The sequence below is a fragment of the Candidatus Symbiopectobacterium sp. 'North America' genome, from assembly GCF_015762685.1.
GTDB lineage: Bacteria > Pseudomonadota > Gammaproteobacteria > Enterobacterales > Enterobacteriaceae > Symbiopectobacterium.
On record NZ_PEHF01000011.1, the window covers coordinates 16239 to 31623 of the forward strand.

Here is a 15385-nt window from a genome sequence, read left to right on the forward strand (position 1 = left end):
TTCGTGTTTGCGAGTACTGAACACACAGTGTAATACGCGATTAAAAAAACAAGAGGCACATTGCGTGAAGCGATCCTATTTTTTATATTTTGGCAGTAATAGAAATAAGGAAGATGTTAACGCGTTGTTGAGTCAATATTGGGATATCATTTGTGTGGCCCACGATAATTATTATTGTGGTTGTTACTATTTATATTCCGGTTTTTATGCCGACCGACTCACCGTGAAAGATAATAAAATTGCAGGGACGGAGGAGTGGCTTGATGAGGATAATCGTCACTACCGTACCCTTATCGAAGTGACGTTTATTCACGGACGTAATGCAGACAAATTGAACCGATGCGAATTTATTAAAGAAGCGTTCGCACAATTGAAAATTGCCGAGGTCATCGGCGATAAGTGTATTGAAGAGATTTAACGTCTACCCCCTTTGCACCTTGGGCTGAACCCGACAGTGCACGCGCTGCCCGCGTCCAAACGGGCTGCGCCAATAACGCCTACTGGAACCAGCCAATATTTATGTCTCGCTATCGTCACCGCTGAGTGCCAATTGCGCCAACGTGACGGGCTTAAGGGGAAAACGGGCGCGCACGTATCCGGTTTCTGATACGTGGCGCTGCTGCGTGTCGGCTAGAATAGCCGCCGCATTGTGTCCGCACATCCGTCCCTGACAGGGGCCCATGCCGCAGCGGGTAAACGCTTTCAACTGATTCGTGCCGATGCAACCCGCGCGCGCGGCCTGACGAATTTCCCCGGCACTCACCTGTTCACAGCGGCAGATGGTCACGTCGTCATGGGGTTTTTGTGCCTGTTTGGGAATGGGATAAAGCGCTGCCAAAAAGGGGCGCAGCGAACGCAGCTCGGCGCGCTGTTGCGGCAGTTCAGTACATTGTTGTGATAGTCATCTTCTGGGAGCTTACCCGCTGCATGCACAATGCTTAGTGCGGCAAGCTGCCCGCTGAGCATTGCCGCTTCTCCGCCCTCAATGCCGTCCGCGTCTCCTGCCAGATAGATACCGGGTTGGCTGCTTTCCTGGCGTTCGTCTACTTCCGGCTGCCAGTGGTGTTGCTCATCATCCCAAACCAGTTTGCAACCGAGGGCATTGGCGCACTGCGTGGCCGGAATCACCCCGATATGGCTTAATACCGTTGAGGTAACGCGCTGTATCGGATGGCCTCGATGGGAAAAGCGCACGGCGGTGACCTGCGTTTCTCCTTCGATGGCAATATCGGTCACACCGGAATAATAAGGCACTTTAGCACGTTGCAGTTCGCGCAGCAGCTTGATGCCTTTGAACAGATCGCGTGAGGTATGACGTAATGCCTTCGGCAAGCGTGGCAGTGCCCGCAAGTAATCCTGCGGGCGCGTGGTGTCCAGCACCGCTTGAATTCGGCCTCCCACGCGAATCACTTGTGCGGCGAACAGTAACAACAGTGGGCCGTTGCCCACCAGAATGCTGTCCGCAGGGGGCAATAATCCCGCTGATTTCATTAACAGCTGTGCGGCACCTACCGTCATCGCACCAGGTAATGTCCAGCCCGGCAGTGGAAAACTGCGTTCTTGTGCACCAGTGGCCAGCAGAATAAAACGCGCCTGCACCACACGTTGGCGCGGTGAATCGCCCTGTTCCAGCAGATAGGCCTGTTTCTCCGACGTCACCTGCCAGACGGCAGTACGCGCCAGATAGCACACGCGGGGTGAGAAGGCGACTTCTGCCAGGCTACGGCGTACGCTGTACTCTTCGCCGAACAGGGTTTGTGGGTTGGCAAACGGTGACTGGGTGACCTGTCGCAGCAGTTGGCCGCCCGGTAACGGATTTTCATCGGCCAGCCAGACGGATAAGCCTGCTGCGCTGGCGATCTGCGCGGCTTTCAGCCCGGCCAGGCCTGCGCCAATAATCAGCAGATCGCACGTATTCACTGTCCTGGTCTGGGGCATGATAGCACCCTCGCGCCCTGGGGCAGGGTCACTCTCATACCGTCACGCACTAGCGTCATGCAAGATTGCACGTTGGGAATATTATCTACCGTGACACGACATTCGAAGCAGACACCCATCATGCAAAACGGGCCGCGCGGTTGCTGATCAATGGCAGTATGGCGTGTGGTGGTGATGCCGTTTGCCAGCAGCGCGGCGGCCAGCGTCCAGCCAGCGCGTGCGGTAATTGGCTCATCGTTCACCCACAGGGTGATTTGCGGTGCATCAACCGTGGGTAGCATTTGGAACCGGGAAACGCTGGACATGAAATACCTCGAAAAGCGAAGGAAGTGCACCGCCTAAAACCCACGCCGGAAGCAGCTCACTATGCAGCGCTGCCAGCGTAACACCGCTGTGGCAGGTGACGGCAAAAGCGCCGGGGTAGCGACGGGATTCATCATAAACCGGCAAACCATCTGGCGTCATGATACGCAACGCCCCCCAGGTGCGTACAATCTGTGCGTGGGCCAGACAGGGGAAAGCGCGTATTGCCCGCTGGGCAATATGCTGTTGAACCTCGGGCTGCGTCCGGGTGTTAAACCCGACGTGCTCTTGCGAGTCCCCAATCATCACCGTGCCCTCCTGCGTTTGCCGTAGCAGGTTGGAGGGATAGCGCAGAAAAGGAGCCAGGCGTTCGGTCACCAATAACTGACCGCGCACCGGTTCAATCGGGATCGGGAGATCGACCTGTGCCCCAAGGCGCGCGTTTTCCAGCCCTGCGGCCAGCACGATACGTTTGGCGTGCCATTTGCCCTGTGGCGTGTGCAAGGTGAAACCGTCCTGATGGCTTTCAATCTCACTGACCGGATGGGATGGAAAATAGTGCCCGCCCTCCTGCTGAAAGGCGTAGGACAGTGCGTGCAGCGTCAGCAGCCGATTGACATGGCCGTCATGGGGAGAATAGATAGCACCGGCTATCTGGCGTGATGCTTCAGGCACATGTTGGCGCAGCGTGGCGTTATCCCATACCTCATAGCGAAAATCCGGGTTGCCCTGTTGCAGCTTGCTGACGTTGCGTATCGCGCTGTTCAGCGCATCGGATGTTAAGCAGAAATTGATGCCACTGGGCTGAGACAACCCGCAATCAATACCGGTTTCAGTGCGTAGGCGCTGCGCAAAGTCGGGCCAGCGCGTGGGTGCCAGACAGGAGAGTTGGCTGTAAGGCGGACAATTGACGCCTTTGCCCTGCACCCAAATCAGACCGAAGTTGCCGCGCGAGGCGCGAAAATCCGTACCACCCCCGTCGAGAATCGCGGTATGGGCGCGTTGGCGCTGCAAACCATAAGCGATGGCGTGGCCGACAATGCCTCCGCCGATCACGATAACGTCATAGCGTTGTGTCATGAAGGGGTTACCTGATGAAAACCTGTTACCGGTACCAATTATCTCCCCCATCATAAGCTCTCGGTTGCAGTGCGCCATAGAACCAGCGTACCAGCGACCGGCAAACCAAAGCGGGCATGCAGCGTGGCGCTGAAGGGGGCCAGGTTGATGCATTCGAGCACCAATGCCCCGGTTTGCGGGTAGCGCGCCAGCGCCTGCTGTGCGGTGGCTAGCACTTCTTGCTGTAAAATAGCATACGGGACGCTGTCGTCTCCGTCACGAATTGAACGCACAAACTCGGAATCCAGGGCCATCCCCACCACGTGCGCATCGCCGGGAATACCGACTTTTTCTAGATAATCGCCGCGCAGTGCGCGATCGTTGAAGGTCAAAATCAGCGGTGTTTTCCCGGTGGGAAGCAGGCGCTATACCAGCAGGTATTTTAGCAGGCTGCTGGTGACAATCGGCACCGGTGACCAGGCTGCCAACTCTTGCTGGTAGTAGGAGAGGAAGCCGCAACTGGTGGTCAGCCCATTAACGCCCTCGTCGATGAGGGCCTGCGCCGCACGTTTGAACGGCTCCAGCAAATCGTGTTGATCGAGGTGCCCCATCCGCTGTGGGATGGCCTCTTCCACCACCCGATAGCGTACCGGGAACGACCAGGTGCCGGGGTTACCAATATCGCCCAGATAGCGGCGAAAATGGTTTTTTACCATCAAAATACCGAGTGTGGCCGGTGGTATGGCTAAGCCAGTGTGAATGTCTGACATGGTTAGGGTTCCGTTAAGCGCGCCTTGAGGCGGCAATCACTGCGTCCAGAATTTGTTGCAGCAGCACCTTTGACGTGGCGAAGTTGAGGCGTGCGAAGGCTTCTGCGCCGGGGTTAAAGGTTTCACCCGCGCTGAGCGCCACTTTGGCATGCTCCAGATAATACGCGCCTGCGGCGCTAGGTAAGAGCAGATCGCTAAAATCCAGCCAGGCGAAGTAGGTTGCTTCGGGGGTGTGGACGCGAACCTCCGGCAGTGCGGTACGTACAGTGGTGATCACTTGCTCACGCAGCTCCAGCAGGTAATGGCGTACGCCTTCCAGCCAACTGTGGCCGCGATCCCAGGCGGCCACGGTAGCATCAATGCCGATACCGGAGGGATAGCCTAAAATCCGGGCGGGCAGACATTGGGTAAAGCGCTGTTTTAACACGCCGTCACCGAAGTACATCAGTGCACAGCGCAGTCCAGCGATATTGAAACTCTTACTGACTGAGTTCAGGGTGATGGTGCGTGCCGCAAGGCCCGGTGCCACCCTAGCAAACGGAATATGTTCCTGTCCGGGATACACCAGATCGGCATGAATCTTATTGGCAATCACGATCAAATCATGGGCTTCGGCCAGTGTGGCCAGCTTTTCCAGCTCATCACGCCGCAGTGCGCGACCGGTGGGGTTGTGTGGGTTACACAGCAGCAGGATGCGCGTGTTGGCATCAATCTGGTTGGCAAGATGATCGAAATCGATTTCATAGCCCTGACCGTTGTCCACCAGTGGGCTGGCCTGTAAGCGGCGGCCGGTGTCATTGATGGCATCATAAAAGGGCGGATAGCTGGGGGATTTGCAGCACAATACCGTCACCTGGCTCACTGAATGCCAGAATCAGCAAATAGACTGCCTGCACCAATTCGTTGAGCGCCAAGACGTTGGCAGGGTCAGTCTCCCAGTCAAACTCGCGTGCGGTATAGCGACTGAAGGCGCGCGCCAGCAGATGTTCCGCCCGGTCGCGTTGCCGGTAAGGGTAGCCGGTATCCTGAGCCAGATACCAGTGACGTAATACGTCAGCAACGGCAGGCGCTGGGGCAAAATCCATCTCCGCCACCCAGGCGGGGAGAATCTCCAGCGCGTGATACTGCCACTTCATGCTTTGGCGACGGCGCAACGTTTCCAGCGGCAGCGTGTATTGCTCGGCAAACTGTTGTGCGATACCGGCATCGTAATGCGTGCTCATGTTATACCACCTGCGGGATGCGTTTCGGCAAGGGCATTTTCAGCCAGGAAACCGACGTATCAATGCGCAGATGCATGAGGATTCCTTCTGTTTTATTTGCCGTTGACAAGCCAATCATGGTTGGCTAAGTTGCGGTCAAATTAACAAATATATATTTTATATTGTATAAACTTTATCAGCTATGCATTGCCATTTAACGCATATGGCAGTGTGGTTATCCTGGCCGATAAATCAGCAATGAGGGCGCTATGGATCAGACTGACGCAGCAAACCGGGCCAGCCCGGCCCCCCTTCCCGCTGTGGTGGTTGACCGGCGGCCTCTGACCGACCGCGTGGCGGACTATGTGCGCGATCTGATCGTGCAGGATATCCTGCAACCCGGCGATCCCATCAATGTGCAAAGCATTTGCAGTACCCTGCAAATTTCGCAAACTCCGCTGCGTGAAGCGCTGAAAATGCTGGCGGCCCAGGGGTTGGTGGATTTGCGCCCCAATAAGCGCGTGGTGGTGGCGTCTCTGGCGGCGTTGCAAGCGACACCAGACGATCTGCTCGCGTTGCAGCAGCAGTAACAGGCGCTGATGGCGGCGTTTCACGCAGGAGAATCGCTGCGCTATTTTCATGCCAACCAAGCCTTTCATCAGGCGTTGGTACACGCTTCGCACAATGCCACACTGATCGAGCTGCACAATAATCTCAATGCCCGTCTGTATCGCACGCGTTTCAAAGAAAATCAGTGGAATGCGCGCAGCGGCGACTGGCAGCGCGTGGCTGAAGAGCACAGTAAAATTCTGCGCGCCATTGAGACGCGCAACGGCGATCTGTGCGCGGAACTGCTGGCCCGTCACCTGAACGGTGCGCGTGCCTCCTTGCACGCGTACTGATCCGGTTAGCCTCCCCCGCTGATACAGCGGGGGGCCTCTTACGGCTTAGGTTCTACCCATACTCCCGCCAGATTCCCTTCAACACCATCTGCCGTTGGCGAATGGTCGTGAACGCGCGGGTTGTAAATGGTGATGAACTGCGGCGACAGCAGGTTAATGTCCGGCGCGTCATGCATCACGATGTGCTGGAACTGGCGGAACTGCGCGATGCGTTTGGCATTGTCGTTTCCTGTCTGCGCCGCTTCCAGCAGGCGATCGACTTCGGGGTTAACGTAGTGCGAGGTGTTGGAGAACGGCAACCCGACGCGGTAGTTCTTCGACCAGTAGAGACGCTGTACGCCTGCGGTTGAATCGTACAAGTTGGCGAACATGTTCAGCGCCAGCGCAAAGTCGCGATCGGTGTACACGCGTTTGGTGTGCGACGAAATGTCCGATGAACGCAGCGTTACCGCAACCCCGATTTTTGCCAGTGCCGCCCGTGTAAAATCGGCGATACGACGGAAAGCATCGTCATAGGTGTTGTAGTCCAGCGTGATGCTAAAGCGAGTGCCGTCTGCGCCGTGCGGGTATCCGGCTTCATCCAGCAGGAGGTTAGCGGCCGCCAGATCGAAGGGATACGGGGTCAGCGACGGATCGTGGAAGGTTTTCAAACCGGGGGCAACGGGAGATGCCGTGGGCGTCGCCAGGCCAAAGTAGGCAATGCGCACCAGTGCATCCCTGTCAATGGCGTGAGAAAACACCTGGCGTACGCGCAGGTCTTTGAAAATCTTGTCATCCAGATTGAATTGCAGCGATGTGACGCTGTAAGAGTAATTGTTCCCTTTGGTTTCAAAGCCCAGCTTGCCCTCTTTCTTCAATCGGGCAATTTCACTCAGCGCAACCGGCGTTCGGTAAGCGATGTCCGCATCACCGGTTTCCAGCGCCAGCGTTCGCACCACGGCATCCGGCGAGAACTTGACGATCAACTGGTCCAGATAGGGTTTTGGGTTATCCCAGTAGTAGGGATTGCGTTTGTAGACAATGTGGCTACCGCGTACCCATTCGCTGAAAATATACGGACCGGTGCCGACTGGCGCATTGTTATTGGCATTTTTCAGCGGATCGCTGCCCGGCACGTCATAGATGTGTTTTGGCAGAATCGGTGTTTCACCAGCGGCAAACGCGCGCAGCAAATAAGGGGCCGGGTGTGATAACTCAAAGACGGCAGTCAGCGCATCGGGGGTTTTAATGTCGTTAACGTTAGCAAAGGTGCTTCTGGCGCGTGGGTGTATTTGTTTCAGTAACTGAATGGAATAGGCCACGTCAGCGGAAGTAAAAGGCTGGCCGTCGTGCCATTTCACCCCCTGATGCAAATGAAAAGTATAGGTTTTTCCATCGGGGCTGATATCCCAGGACGTTACCAGTTGCGCCTGTGGATTAAGGTCGTAATCATAGGTCAGCAGCCCTTCCGTGACTTTGCCACTGACCGCAATCGCCGGTTGAGCGACGGTCGCGAGTGAAACTAATGTGGAGGGCTCACTGGACAGTATCAGCGTCAGTGCACCGCCACGCTGCGGCGTGGTGGCAGTGTGTGCGCTGGCAGCCAGCCATCCTGAAAGCAGCAGAGCGTTGCCTCCCCAGCGAGACAAACGGGTAAACCATGACATAAAACCCCCTGGTTGAAGATCAAAAAAGCAAAAGCGAGCGAATGAAATTCAACCTAACAAATATATATTTTATATTGTATAAACTTTATGGGATAACCAATTGCGTAAACTGGAAATGCACGCCACACGGCCTGTCTATGTCGACTATTAAACCTCTCACAGAGCTTTTTCTTCCTTCCCGAGCACAATCATTTTCTGAGAGGCGTGAAGCCACACGCTTTTCACTCGAGTCGGTTGGCGAAAGGCGACCGTACCCTCGGGGGCATCGGCATACGCTGGTAACGTGCCAATTCAATACCGTCGTTATCTATCTGATCGAGTTGGTTCAGGCGGTTAGGTTTTTGAAGCGCGTGGGGTATAAATTCCCCTTTACTGACGTGGAACACGCGGGAAAGACTGTCTAGCTTCATTAACATCATATCCATAGACGCTCAGGTGGCAATATGTCCCCAAAATAACGGCGCTATTATGCTGATAAATAAAGGTATGCCTGTCAAAAAACGGTCTGTTTGATAGACCGTATGGCAAACAGGCTACGGATGCGCAGTGCTGGATTGCACGGTACTCGCGGGGATGATGGGGAGTGGTTCATCGTGGTGGATGCGTGCGCGTAACGAATCGTCCGGCTTTTCTTTGCCCGAGCGAGAATAGTCATAAGGCAGCAGCAAGGTATCCATAACGGCAGAAAACGGCATATCGAGGATTACCAGTGGCGTCATGGCCCAACTGGCATCTTCACTGTGCAGTGCGTCCATATTGGCACGCGTACCGGAATAGTAACCTTGATGGGGACCGGTGTGTGTCATCACGCTGGAACAACCGCCAGTAAGCGCTAGCCCGCTTCCAGCTATCAACAAAGAGAGTGCAGTACGTCTCAGTACTTTCATATCGCTGTCCATTGAGAAATGGTCGGCTTACGCCAGGCCTTGCCACGGTATAACGGGCTCTAAATAAGATGTCATGTTTTGTGCTGTGATGGTAGTACTTCATTTTCCGATAAATTTTTCGGAAAAGGAAAAATTGCTTCGATCGCGGCCTTGAAAGTTTGAGCACGGTCCCCATCTTTATTGTAGCCCCAGATTATGACGCTACGCCGACAGGGTAGTTGATGGGGTGTGTGGCCTGTCTATCAAAGAAGGCTCATATCAATCCTCGCTGAATGTTTAGGAGGCTGTAATGCGCAATTTCGATTTTTCTCCCCTGTATCGTTCCGCTATCGGTTTCGATCGTTTGTTTAATCTGCTGGAAGCCGGACAAAGTCAGGGTAACGGTGGGTATCCTCCCTACAATGTTGAACTGGTGGATGACAACCATTACCGCATTGCCATCGCTGTCGCGGGTTTTGCCGAGCATGAGCTGGAGATTACCGCTCATGACAATCTGCTGATTGTGAAAGGCGCACACGGCGGTGAGCCGGTAACACGTAACTATCTCTATCAGGGCATTGCCGAGCGCAATTTTGAGCGTAAGTTCCAACTGGCTGAGCACATTCAACTTACTGGTGCCAATCTGGAACATGGCTTGTTGTACATCGACCTGGCGCGCGTGGTGCCGGAAACGATGAAGCCGCGCCGTATTGATATCAAGTAAGACGACGTTAACGTTTAACACCCAGTTTTAACGCCCGCCCGCCGTTAGGGGGCGAATTCGGTGGAGCCTGCCTGCTCATCTGAAGGCACACTCTCGCTTCAAAGAAGGAGTCACATTAAATGCGTAACTATGATTTATCACCTCTGCTGCGTCAGTGGATCGGTTTTGACAAATTGGCCAGCTCAATGCAGGGCAGTCAGGAGGCCGTTGAGTTTCCTCCCTACAACATTGAGAAAAAAGACGACAACCACTATCGCATCACGCTGGCCCTGGCCGGGTTTAAGCAAAGCGAACTCGCGATCGAAATGGAAGGGCCGCGTCTGACGGTAAGCGGTACGCCGACGCTGCCGGAGAAGAAAGTGAAATATCTGCATCAGGGTCTGGCGTTTAAACCGTTCACCCTGAGCTTTACGCTGGCGGAGCACCTGTCTGTCTCCGAGGCGAAATTTGAACTCGGTTTGCTGCATATCGATCTGGTACGTGAAGTACCGGCAGAACTGCAACCGCAGCGTATCGCCATTGGCGGTAGCCGCCCTGAGTTGACGCACGCACCTGAATCGGCCAGCGATGCTTAATCCGCAAAATAACGCGGTGAGTCTGTTATCCATCCCCGGTTTTGCCGGGGATTTTTATTTCCTCATCACCCATAAGGATTTGTGCTGGAAGGCACGGATTCTCGCTTCCCCTTCTGCCAGACTGCCTGTCAGTGGCGCTTTTGTCGCGTAGGTCTAGACTGATTTTCAAGCGAAAGACGGCTGCACAAGGATACGGCTATGAGTGATATCGCACTGACCGTGAGTATGCTGGCGTTAGTAGCAGTATTGGGATTGTGGATAGGCAATTGGCGTATCTACGGCGTTGGGTTGGGCATTGGCGGCGTGCTGTTTGGTGGCATTGTTGTGGGGCATTTTGCCCAATATTTCCAGTTCACCCTCAACAACGACATGCTGCACTTCATTCAGGAGTTTGGGCTTATCCTGTTTGTCTACACCATCGGCATTCAAGTGGGTCCCGGCTTCTTCTCTTCATTACGCGTTTCCGGCCTGCGGCTAAACGGCTTCGCGCTTCTGACCGTGCTGTTGGGCTGTATTGTCACCATCATCATTCATAAGCTGTTTGCCGTTCCATTGCCGATTATTCTGGGGATTTTCTCCGGTGCGGTGACTAACACGCCATCTCTGGGAGCCGGGCAGCAGATCCTGACCGATTTAGGCTCTAATCCGACGCAGGTCACCCTGATGGGCACGGGTTATGCGGTGGCTTATCCGCTAGGCATCTGCGGCATTTTGCTAGTGATGTGGCTGCTGCGCGTGGGGTTTCGCATCATGGTTGAGGCGGAAGCCAGGCAGTTCGATAATAGCAACGGCCATCACCATGAGCAGTTGCAAACCATGAACATCAAGGTGAACAACCCGAATTTGCAGGGGTTGGCCATTCAGGATGTGCCGATGCTCAATAGCGATGCGATTGTCTGTTCCCGCCTGAAACGCGGCGATACGCTGATGGTGCCCGCACCTGCCACCTTGATTCAATTGGGCGATTATCTGCATCTGGTGGGAGCCCGGCATGATTTGGATCAGGCTCGCCTGGTGATGGGCGATAAGGTTGATACGTCTCTCTCCACGCGTGGTACGGATCTGCACGTTGAGCGTGTGGTCGTGACTCATAACAAGGTGCTTGGGCGAAAAATTCGTGAGTTGAACCTGAAGCAGAACTATGACGTGGTGATCTCACGGCTCAACCATGCCGGTGTTGAATTGGTCGCCAGCAATAATGCCACCTTGCAGTTTGGCGATATTCTTAACCTGGTGGGACGCAAGGCGGCCATCGATGCGGTAGCGGATATTGTTGGCAACGCCCAACAGAAGCTACAGCAGGTACAAATGCTGCCGGTATTCATCGGCATTGGCCTTGGCGTGCTGGTAGGCTCAGTGCCCCTGTTTATTCCCGGTTTCCCCGTCGCTCTGCGGCTTGGATTAGCCGGGGGCCTTTGGTGGTGGCTCTAATCCTTGGGCGAATCGGTGGCATTGGGAAGCTCTACTGGTTTATGCCGCCCAGTGCGAACCTGGCGTTGCGCGAATTGGGCATTGTGCTGTTTCTTTCCGTGGTGGGACTAAAATCGGGCGGTGATTTTTTTGATACCCTGCTGTACGGCGAAGGTATCTGGTGGGTAGCCTACGGCGCGTGTATCACTATCATCCCACTGTTAATTGTTGGCGTGTTGGCACGAACGCTCGGAAAAATGAATTACCTGACGTTGTGTGGGATGTTGGCAGGCTCAATGACGGACCCGCCTGCGCTCGCCTTCGCCAACGGGTTGCACGCCAGCAGCGGGGCCGCCGCGCTCTCGTATGCGACGGTTTATCCTCTGGCGATGTTTCTGCGCATCATGTCCCCTCAACTGCTGGCGGTATTATTTACTGGGTTATTATCTTATTTCGCGCATCACTTTTTCTAATAACTTAATTTCCATTTATTACCCCGTGACTGATCACGCTTTTTTTCAGAACACATCATGATAAATGAAAAATATATTTAAACTATTAAATCTTTTTAGTAAGTAAAACAATGATCATTCAACTGCCGTTTGCTCTATTGTTCTACGTTAATCATACGATTTGATGGGGCGAGAAAAATACCCTGACCAATTGTTTTCTCGCCTTTTTTTCTGCTACTGATGTATCCGCTTTACAAAATATCCTTATTACCGAATTAGAATGACAATCAAGAGAATAAGATATTGGTAATCGGGGTGATGAAGGAAGAATAACGAAACACCGCTCCTCCGCACTTTATTGGGTGGAAAAAATGAATTCCGTTTTAATCTTCTAGCGTGGTGTTTTTATGTCTGCAAACAGTAGCAGGTTAGTTAAGCTCCTCATCATTATCGGTATTGCTGTCGCGTTATGGTTATTACCCGTGCCGGAGGGCGTCAAGCCTGATGCCTGGCATCTAATGGCTATCTTCATTGCCACCGTTATTGGTCTTATCCTCTCTCCGTATCCCCTCGGTGCCATGGCGATGTTCAGTTTGACGTCCGTGGCGATCCTTGGTTTGCTCTCGATTAAAGACGTATTGGCCGGGTTTAGCGATCCTACCATCTGGATGATCGCCTGTGCCTTCTTTATCTCGCGCGGCTTTATCAAAACCGGTTTTGGGCGCCGCATCGGTTTGCTGTTCATCAGCAAACTGGGTAACAGCTTGCTCGACTTGGCTTATGGTTTGGTGTTCACTGACCTGTTGTTTGCTCCGGCTATGCCTTCCACCTCGGCGCGCTGTGGCGGGATCATCACTCCGCTGTTCCGCTCTATCTCCGAGGTCTATGATTCTACGCCGGAGAAAGGCACCCAGCGCCGTATCGGGCCGTTTCTGGTGTAGTCCATTTTCCAGTGTAACGCCATTACTTCAGCCATGTTCATGACCTCCATGGCCGGTAACCCGATGGTGGCGAAACTGGCGGCGCAGCTCGGTATTCACATCAGCTGGACCGATTGGGCGCTGGCTACGCTGGTGCCGCGTATCCTGTCTCTGGCACTGAGCCCCTATCTCATCTATCGCTTCTATCCGCCTGAATTGAAACAGACCACGGAAATGCGTGCCATTGCCGTGGAGCGTTTGCGTGAGATGGGGCGCATGACGCGCGATGAATGGGTGGTATTAGGTGTATTCCTTGGCCTGGTCACCTTTTGGGTGTTGGGCTCCACGCTGAATATCGATGCGACCTTGACCGCGCTAGCGGGGCTGAGCGTGCTGCTGCTGAGCCGTGCGCTGAGCTGGGATGACGTGGTTGGCGAGAAAGAAGCCTGGCATACCGTGGTATGGTTCGCCGTGCTGATGACCCTGGCAGGGCAATTGAACAAAATGGGGCTGATTGCCTGGTTAGGTCAACTGGCAGGCAACGCTGTCAGCGGATTCCATTGGTTGCCGATGCTTGGCATCCTGCTGCTGGTTTACTACTACAGCCACTACCTGATGGCGAGTGCGATTGCCCATATCAGCGCCATGTATGCCATCTTCGTTTCCATTGCCTTAGCGGCAGGCGCACCGCCGATGCTGACCGTGCTGGCATTTGGTATCTTCAGTAACCTGTTCATGTCCACCACGCACTACTCAAGCGGTCCGGCACCGATCCTGTTTGGATGTGGTTATATGCTGCTGGCAACCTGGTGGAAAATTGGCTTCTTTATCAGCCTGGTCGTGATTCCTATCTGGCTGGGTATTGGCGGCATGTGGTGGAAGGTATTGGGATTCTGGTAATCCCCGTCAGACTGCGATTTTCATTGCCCCGTAGCGCGGGGCAATAACGCAGGACGATAAATACGGCAAAACAGGTTAAGATAAGGATATCCAAGGTGATTCCGGAGCAAGACATGAGCAGGACAAAAGCACCGATGAAGCTGGGAACATCCGTTTTTCTGATGGTCTCTGTCGTGCTAGGAGCAGTGTTGCTGGTGGTCTACGCTCTGCTGTTTTTCCGCATTAACCAACTCTCCGAAGACAGCCTGCGCAACAAGGCGTTTGCCATTGCGCGCACCTTTGCCGCTTCTCCGGTGGTGATTGATGAGTTGCAAGGATTGGGTAACCCCGAAGCGGTGCAGCGCGCCGCCGAGACCATCACGCACCGCAATCAGCTGCTGTTTGTCACCGTGACTGACATGGACACGGTGCGACATACTCACCCGGAACGGGAGCGTATCGGTGAACATTTTGCCGGGCACGACATTTATCCTGCGCTGTTTGGGCTGGAAAATACCTCGATCAACCGTGGTACGCTGGACCCGGCGCTGCGGGTGTTTACACCGGTTTTTAATAATGATGGCAAGCAGGTCGGCGTTGTGGCGTTAGGGATTGCGCTGACCAGCGTGCAGAAAGTGATCAGTGAAAACCGCTGGATGATCCTCTGGGCGTTGCTGGCCGGGGCGTTGGTTGACGGACTCGGAACGCTGGTGCTGGTGAAAATCCACAAGCGCATCATGCTGGGGTTTGAACCCTATGAGATTTCCAATCTGTTTGAGCAGCGCAACGCCATGCTGAAACAGATTAAGGAAGGGGTGATTGCCGTGGATGACAGCGGCCGTATTACGGTGATTAACGATGAAGCGCGCAGGCTGTTACGACAGGGCAATATGGCGGCCAATGCGTCGGCAGAAACCATCAGCGAGCAGTGGATGGAGTACCTTCGCCTCAGGCAAGTGCTGGAAAGAGGTATCGCTCAGCGTGATGAAGAGATCAATATCAACGGCAATTTGCTGCTGACTAATACCGTGCCAGTGACGGTGAAAGGTAACGTGATTGGTGCTATCGCCACGTTCCGCGACAAGACTGAAATTGGCCAGTTGTTGCAGCGCTTGGCGGGGATGTCCTATTACGCCGATGCGCTACGGGCACAGTCCCACGAGTTTATGAACAAGCTGCATGTGATTTTGGGCATGCTCCATTTGAAATACTACTCGCAGTTGGAAGACTATATTTTAAAAACGGCGAACAACTATCAGGCAGAAATTGGCTCGATTATTCGCAAGGTGAAATCGCCAGTGATTGCCGGGTTCTTACTGGGTAAAATCAACCGGGCGCGCGATCTTGGCATACAACTGTCGATAACCGAAGAGAGCCTGTTGCCTGAAACCGACGATATGGATGCCACCAATGAGTTGATCACCGTTTTGGGCAACCTGATTGAGAATGCCATGGATGCAATGAGTAACATGGAAAACGGAGAAATCAGCGTGAGTTTCCATCATCAGGATGGGCGCTTGCACTGCATCGTGGGCGATGATGGCCCCGGTATTACACTGGAAAATCAGCACCGTATTTATGAACAAGGATTCTCCACCAAGGGATCCGGGCGCGGAATCGGTCTTTACCTGACCAAGCAAAGCCTGGAAAAAGTGGGCGGCAGTATCGATTTTGAGTCGGAACCTGAGGTGTATACCCAGTTTTTCGTGAATATCCCTTATCAAGCCAAGGCTGTTTAA

General features: G+C 54.0%; 17 protein-coding genes and 2 pseudogenes. 8 read left to right on the plus strand and 11 right to left on the minus strand.

Features of this window, described 5'->3' with window-relative positions; all coding sequences use genetic code 11:
* Window positions 1-64 precede the first annotated feature (64 nt).
* Window positions 65-418, plus strand: coding sequence for a hypothetical protein (locus tag CS369_RS02290; protein WP_196905832.1), 354 nt, complete (start codon window positions 65-67; stop codon window positions 416-418).
* A gap of 99 nt (window positions 419-517) precedes the next feature.
* On the opposite strand, the gene CS369_RS02295 is transcribed toward CS369_RS02290, so the two are convergent.
* From CS369_RS02295 to CS369_RS02325, 8 genes are read right to left on the minus strand one after another with little or no spacing between them, the layout of a single operon-like run.
* Complete coding sequence (locus CS369_RS02295) at window positions 518-787, minus strand: (2Fe-2S)-binding protein (protein ID WP_244664723.1); 270 nt, start codon at window positions 785-787, stop codon at window positions 518-520.
* Entirely contained in the window at window positions 784-1938 is a 1155-nt protein-coding gene (locus tag CS369_RS02300; protein ID WP_196905833.1) for an FAD/NAD(P)-binding oxidoreductase, read from the minus strand. Before CS369_RS02300 ends, CS369_RS02295 begins: the two co-directional genes overlap by 4 nt.
* Complete coding sequence (locus CS369_RS02305; protein WP_244664724.1) at window positions 1917-2219, minus strand: (2Fe-2S)-binding protein; 303 nt, start codon at window positions 2217-2219, stop codon at window positions 1917-1919. Before CS369_RS02305 ends, CS369_RS02300 begins: the two co-directional genes overlap by 22 nt.
* Window positions 2203-3321, minus strand: coding sequence for an FAD-binding oxidoreductase (locus CS369_RS02310; protein ID WP_196905835.1), 1119 nt, complete (start codon window positions 3319-3321; stop codon window positions 2203-2205). Before CS369_RS02310 ends, CS369_RS02305 begins: the two co-directional genes overlap by 17 nt.
* A gap of 50 nt (window positions 3322-3371) precedes the next feature.
* A complete protein-coding gene (locus CS369_RS22885; RefSeq protein WP_244664725.1) occupies window positions 3372-3692 on the minus strand; it encodes a hypothetical protein in 321 nt (106 codons plus the stop codon).
* Window positions 3693-3725: 33 nt separating this feature from the next.
* Window positions 3726-4070, minus strand: coding sequence for a hypothetical protein (locus CS369_RS22890; RefSeq protein ID WP_244664726.1), 345 nt, complete (start codon window positions 4068-4070; stop codon window positions 3726-3728).
* 13 nt (window positions 4071-4083) lie between these two features.
* Window positions 4084-4914: a MalY/PatB family protein gene (locus tag CS369_RS02320; RefSeq protein WP_196905836.1), complete on the minus strand. Its 831-nt coding sequence runs from the start codon at window positions 4912-4914 to the stop codon at window positions 4084-4086.
* On the minus strand, window positions 4877-5293 hold the full coding sequence (locus CS369_RS02325; RefSeq protein WP_196905837.1) for a hypothetical protein: 417 nt from the start codon (window positions 5291-5293) through the stop codon (window positions 4877-4879). Before CS369_RS02325 ends, CS369_RS02320 begins: the two co-directional genes overlap by 38 nt.
* A 248-nt stretch (window positions 5294-5541) precedes the next feature.
* Between CS369_RS02325 and CS369_RS02330 the strand changes: the two genes are divergently transcribed.
* Complete coding sequence (locus tag CS369_RS02330; RefSeq protein WP_196905838.1) at window positions 5542-5862, plus strand: GntR family transcriptional regulator; 321 nt, start codon at window positions 5542-5544, stop codon at window positions 5860-5862.
* A 9-nt stretch (window positions 5863-5871) separates the two neighbouring features.
* Complete coding sequence (locus CS369_RS02335; RefSeq protein ID WP_196905839.1) at window positions 5872-6174, plus strand: FCD domain-containing protein; 303 nt, start codon at window positions 5872-5874, stop codon at window positions 6172-6174.
* A gap of 38 nt (window positions 6175-6212) precedes the next feature.
* Here the strand turns inward: CS369_RS02335 and CS369_RS02340 are convergent, their stop codons facing one another.
* From CS369_RS02340 to CS369_RS02350, 3 genes are all read right to left on the minus strand, one after another.
* The gene (locus CS369_RS02340; protein ID WP_196905840.1) at window positions 6213-7820 is read right to left on the minus strand and encodes an ABC transporter substrate-binding protein; all 1608 of its coding nucleotides are present in this window, start codon (window positions 7818-7820) and stop codon (window positions 6213-6215) included.
* Between the two features lie 221 nt (window positions 7821-8041).
* Window positions 8042-8245 (minus strand): hypothetical protein, encoded by a 204-nt coding sequence (locus CS369_RS02345; RefSeq protein WP_196905841.1) that lies wholly within the window; start codon window positions 8243-8245, stop codon window positions 8042-8044.
* Window positions 8246-8353: 108 nt separating this feature from the next.
* Entirely contained in the window at window positions 8354-8707 is a 354-nt protein-coding gene (locus CS369_RS02350; RefSeq protein WP_196905842.1) for a YceK/YidQ family lipoprotein, read from the minus strand.
* A 289-nt stretch (window positions 8708-8996) separates the two neighbouring features.
* On the opposite strand from CS369_RS02350, the gene ibpA reads away from it, so the two are divergent.
* The 5 genes and pseudogenes from ibpA to CS369_RS02375 all read left to right on the plus strand — a co-directional run bounded on the left by ibpA (window position 8997) and on the right by CS369_RS02375 (window position 15385).
* Entirely contained in the window at window positions 8997-9410 is a 414-nt protein-coding gene (ibpA, locus tag CS369_RS02355) for a small heat shock chaperone IbpA (protein ID WP_196905843.1), read from the plus strand.
* A gap of 119 nt (window positions 9411-9529) precedes the next feature.
* A complete protein-coding gene (ibpB, locus tag CS369_RS02360) occupies window positions 9530-9985 on the plus strand; it encodes a small heat shock chaperone IbpB (RefSeq protein WP_196905844.1) in 456 nt (151 codons plus the stop codon).
* 198 nt (window positions 9986-10183) lie between these two features.
* A pseudogene (locus CS369_RS02365) lies at window positions 10184-11868 on the plus strand (putative transporter).
* A 386-nt stretch (window positions 11869-12254) separates the two neighbouring features.
* Window positions 12255-13667 (plus strand): annotated as a pseudogene (locus CS369_RS02370) (anion permease).
* 113 nt (window positions 13668-13780) lie between these two features.
* The gene (locus CS369_RS02375) at window positions 13781-15385 is read left to right on the plus strand and encodes a sensor histidine kinase (RefSeq protein ID WP_196905845.1); all 1605 of its coding nucleotides are present in this window, start codon (window positions 13781-13783) and stop codon (window positions 15383-15385) included.